Genomic DNA, 17,399 nt, shown 5'->3' with positions numbered 1-17,399 from the left:
CGTTACAGCTTCACGCACACGTTCTGCGCCTCGGTGAAAAACCGCAGGGCTTCCAGCCCGCCTTCGCGGCCCACGCCGGAGTTTTTCATGCCGCCGAAGGGCGTGCGCAGGTCGCGGTGCAGCCAGGTGTTCACCCACACAATGCCGCTGTGCAACTGGTGGGCCACGCGGTGGGCCCGCTGCAAGTCGCGCGTCCAGATGGTGGCCGACAGGCCGTAGTCGGTACTGTTGGCCATCATCAGCGCCTCCTCGTCGGTATCAAAAGGAGTAAGGGTGACGACCGGGCCGAAAATTTCCTCCTGGTTCACGCGGCAGTCGAAGGGCAGGTTCTCGAACACGGTAGGCTCCAGGAAATAGCCGCCGGCGCAGCGGCCGGGCACGGTGGCGCGGTGGCCGCCGGCCAGCAGGGTGCCGCCCTCGGCGTGGGCCAGCTCGATGTAGGCCAGTACTTTCTGCAGATGCGCTTCGCTCACCAGTGCGCCCTGTTTGGTGTCGGCTTCGAATGGGTCGCCGATTTTCTGGGTCTGCAGCTGCCGGAGAAACTCGGTTTTGAAGGCCTCGTAAATCGGGCGCTCGATAAAGATGCGCGAGCCACAGAGGCAAATCTGACCCTGGTTGGCGAAGCTGCTGCGGATGCTGGTGGCCACGGCGGCGGCCAGGTCGCAGTCGGCAAACACGAGGTTGGGGTTTTTGCCGCCCAGCTCCAGGCTCAGCTTTTTGAACATCGGTGCGGCGGTGGCGGCCAGGTGCCGCCCGGTGGCCGTGCCCCCGGTGAAACTGATGGCCTTGATGCCCGGATGCTCCACAATGGCCTGCCCGCAGTTCGGCCCATTGCCATGCACGATGTTGAGCACGCCTGCTGGCAGGCCAGCTTCGATGCATAATTCACTCAACAAAAAAGCCGTGGCGGGCGTGATTTCCGACGGCTTGGCTACCACGCAGCAGCCCACGGCCAGTGCAGGCACAATTTTCCAGGTGAAGAGGTAGAGCGGCAGGTTCCAGGGCGAGATGCAGCCCACCACGCCCACGGGGTGGCGCACGGTATAGTTCACGGCCACGCCTTCCTGCACGTGGGCTTCGGTAGCGAAGTGCCCGGCGGCGGTGCCGAAAAAGTGGAAATTGGAAGCCGCGCGGGGAATGTCCATCACGCGGGCCAAACTCAGGGGCTTGCCATTGTCCTGGCTTTCGGCGCGGGCCAGGCGCTCCAGGTTGGCGTCGATGAGGTCGGCGATTTTAACCAGCAGGCGGCCCCGGTCTTCGGCCGGCAGGGCGCGCCAGGCGGGCAGGGCGGCTTCGGCGGCGGCCACGGCGGCGGCCACGTCCTCGGCCGTTGAGTCGGGAATCTGGCCGTAGACCTGGCCCGTGGCGGGCTCCACGTTGTCGAGGTAGCGGCCGGCGCGGGGCGGCACGAGCTGGCCGTTGATGTAGTTCTGAAGGCAAAGCATGGGCAGGAACGGGGCAGGAATGAATCCCAAAGTAACGGCCCGGCAACCAAGCTTGGGCGGCTGCAGCGTCTCCCGCGCCCCACAAAAAAACGCAGGCGGGAAAAGGCGGATGCATTAGCTAGCTTTGTAGCACCGCATTGTCCCTTCCCGCGCCTTTTGGTGCCGCTTATTCCTTTTCGCTTGCCTGTTCTCTCCGTCATCATTCCGGCCTATAACGAAGCCACGCGGGTGGGGCGCACCATCGAGCAGGTGCTGACTTACCTGCACGCGCAGCCGTTCAGCAGCGAGCTTATCGTGGTGAGCGATGGCTCGACCGACAACACCGGCCAGGTAGTCGAAGGCTACTTCGCCGCCCACCCCGACACCATTGCCACCCGGCTCATCAGCTACCCCGCCAACCGGGGCAAGGGCTACGCCGTGCGCCAGGGCCTGCTGGCCGCCACCGGCACCGTGGCCCTGTTTTCGGATGCCGACCTGTCGACGCCCATCGAGGAACTACACAAAGTGGTTGACCCCATTCTGGCCGGCCAATACGACGTAGTGTTCGGTTCGCGCGCCCTCGACCGCAGCCTGATTGGCGTGCACCAGCCCTGGGTGCGCGAGTACAGCGGCCGGGTGTTCAACCAGATTATGCAGTGGGCCACCGGCCTGCCCTACGCCGACACGCAGTGCGGCTTCAAAGCTTTCCGCATGGCGGCCTGCCGGCCCATTGTAGAAGGCGCGGTGCTCGACCGCTTCGGCTTCGACGTGGAATTGCTGTACCTGGCCCACCGGGCCGGCCTGCGCCTGCTGGAGCAGCCCGTGCGCTGGAACGATGCCGCTGGCAGCAAAGTAGGCTTCTTCAGCGGGCTCGATGGTTTTCGGGAACTGCGCCAGCTGCGCCGCCGCGCCCGCCGCGGGCACTACGATGCGGCCTTGAACCGTACCCGCCTAGCGCAGGCCCGGCCCGTCGATTTGCCCGGCAATTCTTCGACAGCTCCCTAACGTATCACCTTTCTTTCGCGGCGCGCATATGCCAGACTTTTCCTCCTCCTCGCCCATTCAACGGTGGGTGGTGCCGGCTTTTTTTGCGATGGTGCTGGTGCTGGGCCTGTCGATATTCCGGGATTTTGGCTTTTCCATCGATGAGAACCAGCAGCGCGACACGGGCATGGTGAGCCTGAAGCACGTGGCCCAGAAAATAAGTCCCGAATGGGTAAAAAAAGACCCAAACTTCGAGCGCTACAGCGTGCCGCTGGCCGAATATACCGACCGCGACTACGGCGTGGCCTTCGAAACCTCGGTTTCGTACGTGGAGCGCCTGCTGCAGATTGAGGAGGTGCGCCACAAGTTCTGGCTGCGGCACCTGTTCACGTTTCTGGTTTCGTTCGGGGGGCTGATAGCCGTGTACCAGCTGGCGGCCCGGCGGTTTCAGGACTGGCGCATTGGCCTGCTGGCAGCCAGCTGGCTGCTGCTTTCACCACGCCTGTTTGCCGAGTCGTTTTACAACGATAAAGACCTGGTGTTCATGGCGCTGTTTGCCATTGCTACCAACACGGCCGTGCGCCTGCTGCGGCGGCCCACGGCGGGGCGGGTGTGGTGGCACGCGCTGGCCTGCGCCATCACCATCGATGTGCGGATTATGGGCATTCTCGTGCCTGCCGCCACGGTGGCCCTGCTGGGGTGGCGGGCCGTGCGGCACGAAATAAGCTGGCCCCGCGTGCTAACCCTGCTGGCCAGCTACGGGGCACTCACGGCCGTGCTGGTGGTAGCGTTCTGGCCCTACCTGTGGGCTTCGCCAGTCGTCAATTTTTTTGAGGCGTTCCGCAACATGGCCGCTTTTCGCTGGGGCGGTGTGGTGCTGTACCAGGGCGAGATGGTGCGCGCCACCGACCTGCCGTGGCACTACGCGCCCGTGTGGCTGGGCATCACCACGCCGGTGCTCTACGTAGGGTCGGGGCTGCTGGGCATTGGGCTGGTGCTGCGCGAGCTGCTGCGGCAGCGCTGGCGGCTGTGGGCCAACGACGACCAGCTGCAGGACCTGTTGTTTCTGGGCCTGGGCCTGGGGCCGCTCCTAGTCGTGATTGCCCTGCACTCGGTGCTGTATGATGGCTGGCGGCAGCTCTATTTCGTGTACCCAGCATTTCTGCTGCTGGCGGTGCGCGGATGGGTCGCGGCCCTCAACTGGCAGCCCGGCTGGCCGCAGTGGCGTCGGCTAGTGTACGGAGTTACGGCCATTAGCGCAGCGGTGATAGGCGTGCAGATGATTGCCATGCATCCGCTCCAGATGGTGTATTTCAACGTGTTGGCGGGCAGCAACGTGGCCGAGCGGTTCGAAATGGACTACTGGGGCCTGGGCTACCAGGAAGACCTGGCCTACATTGCTGAGCACGACAGCCGCACGGGCATCAAGGTATATTCACCGCCTCCCACACCCGCGGTCATGTCTCTTCAAATGTTGCCCGACGAGCAGCGCAAACGCATGCAGATTGTCGACCAGGAAGAAGGGGCCGACTACGTTATCACCAATTACCGTTGGCATCCGCAGCCCTATCCCTATCTGCCCGGGGCTGAGGTGTACCAGTTGCGGGCCGATGGCCGGCGCGTACACTCCATTTTCCAACTGCGCTGGTAGGGCCACCACTGGCGGGGTCGAGGGCGTAGGTGTTTTTCACCAGCCGGGGCCGGGCTTCGGTGCCCACGTAGTAATACACATCAGTGTCAACGGGCCGAATGAGCAGGTCATCGACCAGCAGGTCGTGGCTTTCATACAACACAATCAAGTGGTCGACGCCGGGCTTGATACGAATTGGCAGGACCACCCGCACCCAATCGCCGTCGACTTCGGTAGTCGAGTTGGACCCTATTCCCTGGTGGTCGACCATCGCACCATTAGCCAGCTGCTTTACCTGCATGTTGCCCAATCCATAGGCCGTCTGGGCATTCACCCATACGCTTACCTCGTAGCGGCCAGTATCGCCCGGGGTCGGCAGGGGGCCTTCGTATAAGGTTGAGAACTGGTCGCCGGGCTCATGAAAAGCGCCCGGAGCTAGGTGGCCGCGCCGGTCATTACCCTTGTCGTACGATTGTAGCAGTACTGCCTTGGGGCTCGTGACAAACAGGCCATTGGCCTGCCGACGCAACGTGGGCAGCAATGCCTGAGCATGGGCGCGCTCAGTTGCCAGGTCGTTGACTGCCAGGGCCGATACTGGTAGTTCGTAGAGGTCGGACTCAGGCCGACTGGCAAGGCGATGCGCCATTCCTACCAACCGCCGTTCAGCGGCATTAAGGGATGCCGGCACTACCACCAAAAGGATAGGCTTGGCGTTAGGCAGTTGGGATACTAGCTGCCTGGTTATCAGTGGGCTGCTTAGTAGTTGCGTAATTGCCAGCGTTTGGCTCACCGAGGAGCGGGCCATATGCACAGCCAGCAGGGGTAGCCCCGTGCTGAGCGATGCCTTGTAAGATTGATAGCGGGCATTCGGGTCGCCCTCGATGTCAATTTTATCGGTTCCGATTGCGAAGAAAGGCAGTGGCAAAATGGCCTGAAAATCAGCAGGCTTGCGGTTAGCCCAGCTCAGGAAATCAGGGTAGTTATTAGTGTCCTGCGCAATATCGAGGGCATCGGGCTGCCAACTGATAATGTCGGCCTTAATATGACTGTGCACATAGGCTTCGGCGGTCCATATCAGCAGCAGCGGTAGCAGCAGCGCGCCGCTCCAGGCCGTGCCGTACCGCCAGTGCTGGCGCAGGTAGCGGACCAGCCGGTAGAAATAGTAAGCCGCGTACACCCCGGCCACGTAATAAAACGGCCAGGCAAAGCGCCCCAGCGACCGGAACTGTTTCACGGCGGGCACTACATCGGCCAGCCAGCCCAGGCCGGGTATGGCAAACGGGTAGGCCATGCTTAGCACCAGCAACAGCCCGGCGGCACCCAGCCCAACCCGCAGGTGCGCGGGCGCTACCGGCCGGTACATCCGCTGCCAGCGCCGCCGCAGGGCGTAGCGCACCAGCAGCACCAACGAGAGCACCAGTGCCAGGTCGGCTACCGCGCCAATGTAGGAAAAGCCTTCGGGGTGGGCTTCGCCGGTATGCAGCCACTCCTTCCAGAAGGACTTGAAGGGTTCTTCGACCGGCACAAACACGCTGCTGAAGCTGGCTACGTACAAACCGAAGCCGAAGGGGTTGCGGGCGCGGTCGGTAACGGAGTCGGCCAGCACCAGCCACCCCTGGAACAACACCAGTGGTGCCAGCGCCGTGATAACCAGGCTGCCCAGCCAGCGCCAGAGCGGGAGTGGCCGCTGCACTTTCCGCCGGCCTTCCTGCACGGCCAGCACCAGCACGTGGGCCAGCAGAAAAAACGAGGACATTGCCAGGTAATAGGCCGATACCAACCCCAGCAGAAAGCTGGCGGTAGCGTAGGCCACGTACCAGCGGGTGCGGCGGGGCGCGGCCTGAATGCGCACCAGGCAATACCACAGCAGCGGAATGGCGCAGCCGTAGCTCAGGGTCATGTGGCTTTCGATGCGGCTGTTTTGGGGGGCCAGAAAGCCAATGAGCAACGCCGCCACCGCGGCAAACAGAACCGGCAGATGGGTGCGACGTAAAATAGCATAAAGCACCACTGGCGCTATCACCATTGAGCCCAATGCCAGCAAGTTGATTATTGCGATGGCGTTGCCGGTGGTGACAACGCCCAACGGCCGGGCCAGCGTGGCCAGGCCGCTCACCAGGGGCTGCAGGTCGGGGTAATTGTAGTGCTCCCCAAACGGGTAGTTCATGCCCGTAAAGCGCTGGCCGTGGTCGTACTTCATGAAGTAAGCCGCCACGAAGTAGTTCTTCAGGCCGTCGCCGGCGCCGCTGAAAAAATAGGCCGATGGCTGGCGCAACATGTTGGCAAACAGCACATAAACCCAGCCGGCTGCTGCGGCCAGCACCCCGCCCATGCCCAGCCAGTGGGCCTTGTCAGCACGCTTCATAAAAACCAAGCAAAGCTAATGAAACCGTAAAAGTAGCATCCCGGCCCCGTCCCCCGTGCCGCCCATTGAAATAGCCGGGCCGCCTGCTCGCCAGGCACTGTCCAGCTGATAAACTATTCGCTCCATTGATGCATCGCTTTAGCCAAATGCCCCTTAGTTTTGCGGCGCTCCTCCGAGTCCAAATCGCTACATCATTTGCTTTTATGAAACCCCTTTCCCTTTTTGCTGCCGTTGCATTCGTTACCACGCTGGGCTCGTGTTCGAAAGACTCTTCGGCCAACTTGCCCGAAGGCACCGTGACGTACAACAATTTCGAGAATGTGCAGGGCTGGGGAGGCGCCAACGAGCCCAGCGTCACGACCGAACGTGCGCACTCCGGCAAGTACTCGGTAATAACCAAGCCAGAGCTGGACTTTGGCTATACTTACGTGAATACCCTGGGGCAAATGACGGGCGGCAAACCCAAGAAAATAACCGTATCGGGGTGGGCCTGGGTGCCAGACAAGGATGCCAACGCCGCGCTGGTAGTTGACATCAAGCACTCGCCCGCCAACGGCAGTCAGGTATTCTACGGGCTCTTGGAAATGGGGCGCAATGTGAAGAAGTTTGGTGATTGGCAGGAGGTAAACAAAACCTTCGATTTGCCGGACTCCATTGCTTCCGGCAACCTGTGCAAAGTATACATGTGGCGCGGCAGCAGCCCTCGCCCGGTGTACCTCGACGACGTTTCAATTAAGATTGAGAAGTAGCCCTTCCATTGGCGGCTATCCTGGCAGGCACTTGAACCAATGCTAGTATTCAGTTTAAGAAACTGAATACTGCCAGCTTGTAGCAATTGTCGTAGAGTGGGGTGAAAGTGCGGGTCTTAATTTTCTTGTTGGTTGCTCCTTTGCGCTACCCATGGGCCAGTCTTTTGTTCGCTTGTTGGGAATCCTGTTGCTACTTGGGCTAAGTAGCAGAGTTGCGCAGGCCCAGCGCCGCATCAATTACGCCGACTGGCGGCTTGAATGGAGTGACGAGTTCAACCAAGCCTCCGACACGGTGGCGCTGGCCAACCACTGGAACTTCGCTTTCCCGTGGGGCCGCAACCTGATAAATAACCTCGAAACCGAGTTCTACACCGGCGCGGGCGTGCGCGCCGACTCGGGCGGGGTGCTGCACCTGGTGGCCCGCAGGCTCGACAAGCCCATTCCCTACCTCGGCAAGCAGCTGCGCTACTCGTCGGGCATGCTGATGAGCCACCACCCGCTCGATTCGCTGCGCCCCAAAAGCTGCCCCGACCCGGCCGACGGCTTCAGCTACGGCCTGTTTGAGGTGCGCTGCCGGCAGCCCGCGCATCTGAACGTGTTTCCGGCCTTCTGGCTGTGGGGGGGCGGCCCCGATGAGTTCGACGTATTCGAAGGCGGCCGCGACCAGTTCGCCAGCACCATCCACACCGATACGCCGGGCTACTGGTACCCAACCCGGACCCGTACCGATGCCTGTTCCTGTGTATTCTTCAGCGCCGACCCCGCGGGCGACCTGCACGACCAGTTCCATACCTACGGCCTCGAGTGGCGGCCCAACGAGGCGGTGTTCTATTTCGACGGCTACCCCATCCGGCGCGAAACGCGGCTGCTGGCCACCGGCTGCGCCATGTACATCATCGTAAACCTGGCCATGTGGAACTGGGCCGACGTGCCGGCCGACACGCTGCACATAGATTACATCCGCGTGTACCGCCCCCGCCACCTGCCCGACCCCGTGGCCGTGGTGCGCTGGGGCGGCCAGCAGCCCGGCTCGGAGTACGAATGGACGCCCTTGGAACACAAGCCCGGCCGCGGCGTGGAGGGCCGCGTGCAGCGCTGGGAAGCCCGCCCGCAGCCCAACGGCCGCCTGGCCCTGCAACTCACCGACAACCTGAACGCGGCCTGCGACGTGATGCTGCCCCTGCCCGTGAACAACCGCTGGGACCCGCCCTGGATGGTATTCGATGGCCTGCCTGATGTGCAGATGCACTTCACCAGCCCCGATTCGGTGGCCTGGCAGCTATCCGACCGTTGGGGCCGGCCCGTGGTGGCCGGCACGGCCCCCGGCGGCGCCGAGTGGCGGCCGCGCTGGCCCCGCCTGGCGCCCGGCCACTACGCCCTGCACCTGCGCCAGGGGCCGGCGGTGGCCACCCAAACCGTTGTCGTGCTGGGCCGCGGGCTGCGCGATGACCAACCGCTGGCGGCCTGGTTGGAACCCGCCCCGTCACCCGTGGCCGATTCGGTGGCGGCCCCTTAGCCGCACCGCACGCGTTTTCGGGCCGCTGGCACCCGCCGCATGCGGTGGCCGGCGTTACTTTGCGCGCTCGTTTCCACTCGTATGAAATTACGCTTTCCGCATCCGTACTCCCTCATTGCCATTCTGCTGCTGTTTGTGCTGATGGTGCAGGCGCGCCTGTGGGCCCCATATTGGGACACCCGCAACGTGCAGGCCATCCTCACTTGGGATGCCATGGGCTACTACCTCTACCTGCCGGCCCAGTTCATCTACCACGACCTGAGCCAGATGCACTTCGCGGCCGACATCATGCGCGAGTACGGGCCCAGCGGCTCGTTCTACCAAGCCGCGCAGGTGCCCGGCGGCCCCGAAGGCCACCTGGTGATGAAGTACACCTGCGGCCTGGCCATCCTCTGGACGCCGTTTTTCTGGCTGGGCCACTGGGCCGCCGGCTGGCTGCACTACCCGCAAGACGGCTTTGCGGCGCCCTACCAGATTGCCATTGCCTTCGGCGGGTTGCTTTATGGCCTGCTGGGGCTGGGGCTGCTGCGCCGGGTGCTGCTGCGCTACTACTCCGATGTGGTGACGACGCTGGTGCTGGTGACGCTGGTGCTGGGCTCCAACTACTTCCAGTACGCCGTGTTCGATGCGGCCATGGCCCACAGCGCCTTGTTCACGCTCTATGCGTTGCTACTCTGGCTCACGGTGCGCTGGCACGAGCGGCCCACGCGGCTGGGGGCGCTGGCCATCGGGCTCACGTTGGGTTTGATGGTGCTTATTCGGCCTTCCGAGGCGGTGGCGGCGGTGCTGCCGGTGCTGTGGGGCGTGGGCTCGGTGGCGGCGGCCCGCCAGAAGCTGGCCTTGCTCATCACCCGCTGGCCCGATGTGCTGCTGCTGGGGCTGGGAGGCCTGCTGGGCGTGCTGCCCCAGGCTTTGTACTGGAAATGGGCTACCGGCCACTTCCTGTTCTACTCCTACGGCGACCAGCACTTCAGCTTTCTGCACCCGCACACCTGGGATGTGCTCTTCAGCTTCCGCAAGGGCTGGCTCATCTACTCGCCGCTGCTGCTGCTGCCGCTGGCGGGGCTGCTGGTGCTGTGGCGGCGGCACCGGGCGGTGGCCGTGCCGGTGCTGGCGTTTTTCCTGCTGAACCTGTGGGTGGTGTCGGCCTGGGACATCTGGTGGTACGGCGGCAGCCTGGGGCAGCGCGCCCTGGTGCAGAGCTACGCCGTGCTGGCCCTGCCTTGGGCGGCGGCTGTGGCCTGGCTGCTGGAGCCCGGCCGCCGGCCGCTGGTGCGTGTGGCCGCCGCCGTGCTGGCCGTGCTGCTGGTCGATTTGAACCTGTTTTCGCACTGGCAGTACATGCGCTCCATCATCAGCCCCGAGGAGATGAACCGGCGCTATTTCTTCGCCGTGTTCAACAACACCATGCCCACGCAGGCCGACTACAACCTGCTCGATGTGAAGGCTCACCTGCCCAAGCCCGAGCGCTACTACCGGCCACAGTCGCTGGGCAAGCTCGATTTTGAGAACCAGGCCCCCGACCCGGCCAGCGGCATTTCGGTCGATGTGGGTTACTACAGCCGCCAGTCGTTTCATGCCGATGCGGCCCACGCCTACGGGCCCGCCGTGGCCGTGCCGCTGGAAAGCGCCGGCCTGCGCCCCGGCCAGTTCGTGCGGGCCTCTTGCCGCGTGTTCTCCGATTACGGAGCCTGGGGCAACAGGCTGGTGCTAAGCGTGGACCGCGCCGGTAAACCCGTGGTCTGGGAAGCCATTCGACTGCAGAATAACCTCAGCGTAAACCGCGCCTGGAACCGCGTGTACTTCGATGTGCCCCTGCCGGCCGATGCCCGCCCCGACGACGTGCTGAAAGTGTACGTGCTGAGCGAAAACGCCTCGAGCTGCTACATCGACGACGTGCAGGCCGAGCTCATGAAGCCCGCTACCGACTGGTAGGACGCTGCTCTTAATGAAGAATGGGAGACTGGAAAATAGCTGAATAGGTCAGAATTTCCTTATTCCTCATTCCTCATTCCTCATTCCTCATTCCTCGTTAAGCCGAAGGCGCTACTGCCCCAGCAGGCCGTACTTGATGATGCAATAGATGGCGCGGAAGCCATCACGCCAGCCAATTTTCTTGCCTTCGGCGTAGGTGCGGCCGTAGTAGCTGATGCCTACTTCGTAGATGCGCACGTCCTTCACGCGGGCTACTTTGGCCGTCACCTCGGGCTCAAAACCGAAGCGCTTCTCCTGCAATTGCAGGCCCTGAATGATATCGCGCCGGAACAGCTTGTAGCAGGTTTCCATGTCGGTCAGGTTCAGGTCGGTCATCATGTTGCTCAGGAACGTGAGCATCTGGTTGCCGATGCTGTGCCAGAAGAACAGAATGCGGTGCGGGTTGCCGCCAATGAAGCGCGAGCCGAACACCACGTCGGCAAAGCCCTTGAGAATGGGCTTCATGAGGCAGTTATACTCCTCGGGGTCGTACTCCAGGTCGGCGTCCTGAATGATGACGTAGTCGCCGGTGGCCTCGCGGATGCCCGTGTGCAGGGCCGCGCCCTTGCCCTGGTTCACGGCGTGCTCGAGCAGGCGCAGCTGCATTTCGGGGTAACGTGCCGCGTAGGCCCGAATGGTTTCGGCCGAAGCATCGGTCGAGCAGTCGTTGACGAGGATAATCTCCTTGCCAATGCCGTTCACCAGCTCCAGCCCGCGCAGCAAATCCAGAATCTGGTGGATGGTGCGGGCCTCGTTGTAAACCGGGATGACGATGGAAAGCGTATCGAATTTAACCACTGGAAAGGCTTGAGCAGGGCATAGAAGCTGTAAAGCTAGCAGTCAGTGAACAGTTATCAGCGAGCAGTTATCAGTAAATAACCGACTGTTCATGGATAACTGCTCACTGAATAACTGCCTAAAGTGCCCCCGTGCGGCCGCCATCCACGGGCACGCTGGTGCCGTTGATGTAGCCGGCGGCCGGCGAAGCCAGGAAGGCCACAGCCGCGGCCACTTCCTCGGCCAGCCCGAAGCGCCGCGCCGGAATGGTCTGGAGCATGGCGGCTTCAATGGATTCGGCCGACTGCCCGGTCTGGGCCACTTTCTTTTCGATGAGCGAGTGGTGGCGCTGCGTGAGCGTGGCCCCGGGCAGCACGTTGTTGACGGTGATGCCGTGCGGCCCCAGCTCGTTGGCCAGGGTTTTGGCCCAGCTGGCCACCGCTCCCCGGATGGTGTTGCTCACGCCCAGCCCCGGCAGTGGCACCTTCACCGAGGTGCTGATGATGTTGATGATGCGCCCGAAGCCAGCCGCCCGCATGGCCGGCACCAGCGCCTGCGCCAGCAAGTGGTTGCAGATAACGTGCTGATTGAACGCCAAACGTAGGGCATCAACCGGTGCGTCGAGCAGCGGCCCGCCGGCCGGCCCGCCGGTGTTGTTCACCAGAATATGAAAGCCGCCAGGGTGCTCGGCCAGGTAGCCCTGCACCACTTCGGCGAGGTGGCTGGGGTCGTCGAAATCGGCCACCAGGTAGTCGTGCGTGTGGCCGGTGGGCGTGGGCAGGGCGGCCACGGTTTCGCGCAGGCGGTCTTCGTTGCGGGCCAGCAGCGTGAGGCCGCAGCCACGCTCGGCCAGGAGCTGGGCCACGGCCCGGCCAATGCCCTGGGTGCTGCCGCCCACGAGGGCGCGGTAGGGGAGAAGGTCACTCATAATTATTCGGGAATGAGAAAAGAAAATGACGAAACGGGCCGAAAATTTAGGGTTTAGGCGGCGAGAAAAGCACCAGGCTGTCGACGGGCTGCTCGCGGTAGCCGAGGGGCAACAGCAGCTGGCGCAGGCGCTGGTGGGCGGGCTGGTCGCGGAAGCGGGGCTCGACGACGAACGCGGCCGGCTGGTAGCGGCGCAGAAAGTCCTGCATCTGCCCGGGCGTGGGGCCGGCGCCTATCGAGTCGGGCCGCGTTTGGGCCAGCAGCAGGGCGTGGAGCACGGGCTCGGCATCGAGTGAGGCAAATTGCTCGGGGCTCACCCGCGAGATGTAGCCGGTGGGCAGCTTCTTGTGGTGCTGGGTTTGGTAGAAGAGCTGCGCGGCTTTGAACTCGCCCACCTGCCGCGAGCCATCGACAATGCCGAGCGGAATGGTAATGAGCGAGCTACCGGGTAGTTGCGCCACTTGCTGGTAAGCGCGCGGCACATCGCCGGGGCTCAGCAGCGGGAACGGGCGCGGCCAGAATTCGACCAGCACCACGGCAAATAGCAGCAGGCTGAAAGCCAGTTGGCCGGCCGGTTTCAGGCGGCCGGCCCAGGCCGCTTCGAGGGCGCTGAAGGAGACGATGGGCAGCAGCAGTCCGGCCATCATTATCCAGCGGGTGGGGCAACGCAGGTTGCTAAGCAGCGGCACGAAGTGCAGCACGGCCGTAGGCAGGTTCAGCCGCTCGTGGCCCAGCACCCGCACCGAGGGGATGGTGAACAGCAGGAAAACCACCAGCACCCAGGCCAGCGGCCGCCCGCCCGCATCGGCGAAGCGGGCCGAGGCCGGCCGGCGGTGCCACCAGCGCAATATTCCCAGCGCCAGGGCCAGCAGCGGCAGCGCGTAGCCGATGAAGACGGTATTTTCAATCGAGCCCGGCGAGTTGAATACTTTGGGGTTGTGCAGCAGCCGGGCCGCCCAGTCCCAGTACACCCAGAGGCTGCTGGCCGGTGGCAGCAGGAACGCCACCAAATCGCCGCCCCACCAGATGCTTTTCTCGGGCAGGCCCGACATGCGCAGCAGCCTGATTACGATGTGGCTGACCACCAGAATGCCCACCAGCCAGGCCCAGGTGCGCCAGTTCCGCCACCGGATGCGGCCCAGCCGCAGCCCGAACCACGCCGCGTAGGCCGCCGAAAAGTACAGCAGCCCAAACAGCACGTAATAGTCGCTCAACAGCGTGAGGATGCCCAGCCCGGCGCAGGCCGCCACCGCGCCCCAGCTGCGCACCCGCGGCAGCCAGCGCCCTTCGGTAAATTCAAAAGCCCGCAGAAAAGCCAGCACGTAGAACGGCACCGTGGCCGTGAGCTCCAGGTTGACGTGCTGCGAGAGCCGCTGCAGCTTGTAGGGCGAGTACGCGAACACAAAGCCCGCCAGCAGCGCCAGCACCGGGCTGTGCACCCAGCGCCGGGCCAGCAGGTAAGCACCCGTGCCCGACAGCGCCGCGCTCAGCAGCAGGCCCAGGTTTACGGCTAGAATGGGGTTGCCCGTCGCCAGGCCCAGCAGCCCCAGGATGGGCGTGTAGGTATGCAGCACCAGGCTGGTACCCTGCGGAAAGAACATCCAGGTGGTGAAAAACGGGTTGTGGCCCGTTGCTACGGCCTGGTCGAAATGCCACACGTTCCAGGCGAACAGGCCGGCGTCGCTGCCCGGCTCGGCCAGCATGGCCGCCGCGAAATGCGCGCCCAGCGGCCAGCTGAAAATGAAAAACCACAGCCCATAGAACAGCAGCAGCAGGGTAGTACGAAGCCAGGGGCGCATAGGCAGAAGCAAAAACAACAGCAAACCGGCGCGGACATTTCCGCCGCGCGTCCGGCAAAAGTAGCCCGCCGCGCCGCGGCCCTAGCGGCGGCGGGCCAACGGCGTGGCCACGGGCGGCGCGGGCAGTAGCGGGTAGTTGTTGCGCACCAGCCCGCCGCCCGCCGTGCGCCGCCAGATGGTGGCCCCGGCCGGGCGCAGCTCAAATTCGTCGGCCACGTAGCGGCGGCCCCGCATCCACAGGCGCAGCTTCAGGCCCGGCTGCGGGGCCTGGATGCGGGCCGTGAGGCGGGCCCAGTCGCCGAGCAGGTCGGAAGAGGCTTTGGTTTCGATGATGGCGCTGTCCTGCACCACGCCGCGGGCATCGGTGAGGCTCCAGTGCAAGTTGGGCAGCTCGGGCGTGCGCACGTTGGCCCATACCGAGGCCTCGTACCAACCGGCTCGGGCCAGCTTGGTATCCAGCAAAAACAGGCCGCCTTTCCGCACGGCCTGCGCGCCCGCGCCCAGCAGCGGGGTTTTGCCCGCATCGTAGGCCGTCACGGCTGGGTCGGGCACGTCGAAGCTGCGGTAGGCTACCTGCGGGTTTTCGTTGTTTGACCAATAGCCCGGGTAGGCGTGCAGCGCGCCCGCCTGTGCCCGGAATTCGGCTTCCAGCGCCGGCCGGCCTTCCAGCTTATTTAGCGGTAGCTCGGCCAGCCACACCGTCGAGTCGCGGTAGATGATGCGCGCCCGGGCTAGCAGGGCCGCATCGGCCGAGTCGCGCGGGGCCCGGGCGGCTACCACCACCAAAAACGGCCGCTGGTCGGGCAGGTAGTTCAGCAACGTTTTGTCGATGGCCGGGTGGCTGCGTAGCTGATTAAGCGCCTGCGCCTGATACAGCGCCGTACGCGAAAGCATGGCCGTGGCAATGGGCAGGCCGGTTTCGAGCGACGCCCGCATCGATTCATAAGAGCTCAAATCGCTGCCGAACACATCGAACACCTCGCTGCCGAGCGAATAGTATGGAATGGGCACAACGGCCTGAAACGCCGCGGCCGAAACGCCAGCCGTGGCCAGCCGCGCCGCGTAGCGGGCTGCCGGCGCGTCCGCCGCCGTCAGGCTGCGGCCCGCCGCGCGCGGATGTTGAATCAGGTAAGCCTTGTGGGCGGTATTGAAAACGCCTTCGGCCGCCCACAGCAGCAGTAGGACTGCTAGTGCCCCGGCGGCCAGCTGCGGCCGCCCCCGCTGCCGCAGCCACCGGAAACCCTGGTACAGCGCGTAAGCCGCGTACACGGAGTAGAAGTAGTAGAAAATCCAGGCGAAGCGGCCAATGGAGCGGAATTGCTTGATGGGTCCCAGGTACGGAATTAGCCCTTCCAGCCCCCAGCGGAAAGGCCAGCCCATGGCAAAAAGCAGTATCAGCAGGCCCGCCCACAGGCTGGTGCGCAGCACCGGCGGCAGCGCCGGCCACCGCAGCCGTGCCCAGCGCCGCGCCCGCAGGTAGCCGGCCAGCCGCCACAGCGTAGCCAGCGCCACCAGCGTGCCGGCCAGGCCCACGTAGGCCTGGCCTTCCCACTCGGGGTCGGGGGTGTGAAAAATAGCCTGCCACCACCCGCGCACGGGCAGCTCGACCGGAAAAAACACGCTCCACACCGACGAGCTGTAGGCGAAAAAGCCATAGGGCGTGGCCGGCCGGTCGGCCGCATAAGGGTCGGTAAGCGCCAGCGCGCCCTGGAAAATGCCGATGGGCACGGCCACTGCCAACACCAGCGGCAGCCAGTAGCGCAGGCGGGCGGGCCAACTGGCCCGGCCCGGCTGCTGCCACCAGCTCACCGCGCCCAGCGCCAGCAGCAGCAGCGCGCTCATGGGCAGGTAGTAGGGGTGGAGGCCGCCAAAAACCAGCGTAGCTGCCGCGTAGGCCGCGTACCAGGCCAGTGGCCGGCGGCTTTCGGCGGCGCGCACGGCCAGGTACCACAGCGTTGGAATCACGCAGGCGTAGGAGAGGGCGTAGTGGCCCAGCAGGCGGTCGAGCTGCGGGGCCAGCAGCACCATGAGCACCGTGATAATGCTGGCGTACCAGGCCGGCAGGCGGCAGCGCCGCAGCAGCGCCAGCAGCGGCGGCACACTCAGCACCTGGGCCAGCAGCATGGCGCTGTTGAGCACGGCCACCCCATCGAATGCCAGGCCGTGCCGGTGCAACCAGGCCAGGGCGAAGGACAGCAGCGGTTGGTCGTCGGTAAACACCACGTGCTCGCCAAACGGGTAGTTCATGCCCGTGAAGCGCCAGCCGGTGTCGTGCTGTGTGTACCAGAGTGCGGTGTAGTAGTTCTTAATCCCGTCCTCGACGGTGCTGAACAGATAGTGGCCCGGGTGCCAGAATACCGGCCCGAACAACAGGGCCAGCACCGCGGCCACGGCCGCCATCACGCCCAGGGCCAGCAGCCCGGCGGGAATTCGGGAAGAAGAAGAACGTGTGCTCACACCAGCCGGCCGAAAAGGATTTTGAGAAAGCTGCCGCTCTCGGCCAGCAGAATGCGCGGGCTCATCTGCGAAAACACGATGCCCGGCTTGAGCCGCACCGGTACGGGCACCACCCGCAGGCCGGCGCCGGGGCGCGAGGCCAGAAAAATAAACTCCAAATCGAAGAGGTAGCGGTCAATCTGCCCGTGCAGAAACACCTCGCGCCCCCGCTGATTAAACCCCTTCAGCCCGCACTGCGTGTCCGACACGGCCAACCCCAGTAGCAGCCGGTTGATGCGCCGCAAGGCCTTGGAAATGAACACCCGGCCCTGTGGCACGTGGGCGTAGTAGGTTTCGTCGCGCACGCCCACCACCACGTCGCCGGTCGCCGTGCGCAGGCCTTCGTACACGGCCGCCACGCTGGCTTCCTCATACGGAAAGTCGATGTCGGTGAACAGGCAGATTTCCTCCCGCACTTGCTCCACGCCGGTGCGCAGGGCGTAACCCTTGCCGTGGTTTTCGGGGTAGGCCAGGTAAGTGAACTGCGGAATTTCAGCCCGCAGCAGCGTCAAATCGGCTTCGTTCACGCTAGCCGTGCCGTCGTTCACGAGGTAGAGGTGCACAGCCGTGGCGGGCGGCAACAGCGCCCGCAAGCGCCCCAGGCTGGCCACAATGTTGGCCGCCCAGCCGGCGGGCGGGTTGTAGCAGGGCAACACCAGGGCAAAAGCGGCGGGCGAAGAATCGGGCAACGGAACGGGCGAAAGAAGGTGAATGCCGGGCAAATATCCGAATAAACATTTGGGGCCGCCAGCCGCCCT

12 protein-coding genes are annotated in these 17,399 nt (G+C 64.2%); 5 read left to right on the top strand and 7 right to left on the bottom strand.

Features of this window, described 5'->3' with window-relative positions; translation table 11 throughout:
• Positions 1-2: 2 nt before the first annotated feature.
• Positions 3-1,445 carry an aldehyde dehydrogenase gene (locus tag MON38_RS12480; RefSeq protein WP_241936503.1) on the bottom strand — a complete coding sequence of 481 codons (1,443 nt, stop codon included), beginning with the start codon at positions 1,443-1,445 and terminating at the stop codon, positions 3-5.
• 180 nt (positions 1,446-1,625) lie between these two features.
• On the opposite strand from MON38_RS12480, the gene MON38_RS12475 reads away from it, so the two are divergent.
• Positions 1,626-2,429, top strand: coding sequence for a dolichyl-phosphate beta-glucosyltransferase (locus MON38_RS12475; protein WP_241936502.1), 804 nt, complete (start codon positions 1,626-1,628; stop codon positions 2,427-2,429).
• Between the two features lie 28 nt (positions 2,430-2,457).
• Positions 2,458-4,059, top strand: a complete 1,602-nt coding sequence (locus MON38_RS12470) for a hypothetical protein (RefSeq protein ID WP_241936501.1) — start codon at positions 2,458-2,460, stop codon at positions 4,057-4,059.
• Here MON38_RS12470 and MON38_RS12465 read toward each other — a convergent pair.
• Positions 3,947-6,403: a DUF6311 domain-containing protein gene (locus tag MON38_RS12465; RefSeq protein WP_241936500.1), complete on the bottom strand. Its 2,457-nt coding sequence runs from the start codon at positions 6,401-6,403 to the stop codon at positions 3,947-3,949. The genes MON38_RS12470 and MON38_RS12465 overlap by 113 nt on opposite strands.
• A gap of 203 nt (positions 6,404-6,606) precedes the next feature.
• On the opposite strand from MON38_RS12465, the gene MON38_RS12460 reads away from it, so the two are divergent.
• The 3 genes from MON38_RS12460 to MON38_RS12450 all read left to right on the top strand — a co-directional run bounded on the left by MON38_RS12460 (position 6,607) and on the right by MON38_RS12450 (position 10,603).
• Entirely contained in the window at positions 6,607-7,152 is a 546-nt protein-coding gene (locus MON38_RS12460; protein ID WP_241936499.1) for a hypothetical protein, read from the top strand.
• A 151-nt stretch (positions 7,153-7,303) separates the two neighbouring features.
• A complete protein-coding gene (locus tag MON38_RS12455; RefSeq protein WP_241936498.1) occupies positions 7,304-8,668 on the top strand; it encodes a glycoside hydrolase family 16 protein in 1,365 nt (454 codons plus the stop codon).
• 81 nt (positions 8,669-8,749) lie between these two features.
• Positions 8,750-10,603: a hypothetical protein gene (locus MON38_RS12450; RefSeq protein WP_241936497.1), complete on the top strand. Its 1,854-nt coding sequence runs from the start codon at positions 8,750-8,752 to the stop codon at positions 10,601-10,603.
• Between the two features lie 111 nt (positions 10,604-10,714).
• On the opposite strand, the gene MON38_RS12445 is transcribed toward MON38_RS12450, so the two are convergent.
• From MON38_RS12445 to MON38_RS12425, 5 genes are all read right to left on the bottom strand, one after another.
• Complete coding sequence (locus MON38_RS12445) at positions 10,715-11,440, bottom strand: glycosyltransferase family 2 protein (protein WP_241936496.1); 726 nt, start codon at positions 11,438-11,440, stop codon at positions 10,715-10,717.
• 118 nt (positions 11,441-11,558) lie between these two features.
• Complete coding sequence (locus tag MON38_RS12440; protein ID WP_422388743.1) at positions 11,559-12,350, bottom strand: SDR family oxidoreductase; 792 nt, start codon at positions 12,348-12,350, stop codon at positions 11,559-11,561.
• Positions 12,351-12,393: 43 nt separating this feature from the next.
• Complete coding sequence (locus MON38_RS12435; RefSeq protein ID WP_241936494.1) at positions 12,394-14,145, bottom strand: DUF6311 domain-containing protein; 1,752 nt, start codon at positions 14,143-14,145, stop codon at positions 12,394-12,396.
• Positions 14,146-14,226: 81 nt separating this feature from the next.
• Entirely contained in the window at positions 14,227-16,602 is a 2,376-nt protein-coding gene (locus tag MON38_RS12430; RefSeq protein ID WP_241936493.1) for a DUF6311 domain-containing protein, read from the bottom strand.
• Entirely contained in the window at positions 16,599-17,330 is a 732-nt protein-coding gene (locus MON38_RS12425; RefSeq protein WP_241936492.1) for a glycosyltransferase, read from the bottom strand. Before MON38_RS12425 ends, MON38_RS12430 begins: the two co-directional genes overlap by 4 nt.
• Positions 17,331-17,399 lie beyond the last annotated feature (69 nt).

Origin of the sequence: Hymenobacter cyanobacteriorum (assembly GCF_022631375.1) — a bacterium.
GTDB lineage: Bacteria > Bacteroidota > Bacteroidia > Cytophagales > Hymenobacteraceae > Hymenobacter > Hymenobacter cyanobacteriorum.
This window is presented reverse-complemented; position numbering and strand designations above follow the sequence as displayed.

Bases quoted from the DNA above. Each gene is read 5' to 3' on its own strand.
- MON38_RS12480 (WP_241936503.1), bottom strand. From the start codon at position 1,445: ATGCTTTGCCTTCAGAACTACATCAACGGCCAGCTCGTGCCGCCCCGC.
- MON38_RS12470 (WP_241936501.1), top strand. From the start codon at position 2,458: ATGCCAGACTTTTCCTCCTCCTCGCCCATTCAACGGTGGGTGGTGCCG.
- MON38_RS12465 (WP_241936500.1), bottom strand. From the start codon at position 6,403: ATGAAGCGTGCTGACAAGGCCCACTGGCTGGGCATGGGCGGGGTGCTG.
- MON38_RS12460 (WP_241936499.1), top strand. From the start codon at position 6,607: ATGAAACCCCTTTCCCTTTTTGCTGCCGTTGCATTCGTTACCACGCTG.
- MON38_RS12455 (WP_241936498.1), top strand. From the start codon at position 7,304: ATGGGCCAGTCTTTTGTTCGCTTGTTGGGAATCCTGTTGCTACTTGGG.
- MON38_RS12450 (WP_241936497.1), top strand. From the start codon at position 8,750: ATGAAATTACGCTTTCCGCATCCGTACTCCCTCATTGCCATTCTGCTG.
- MON38_RS12435 (WP_241936494.1), bottom strand. From the start codon at position 14,145: ATGCGCCCCTGGCTTCGTACTACCCTGCTGCTGCTGTTCTATGGGCTG.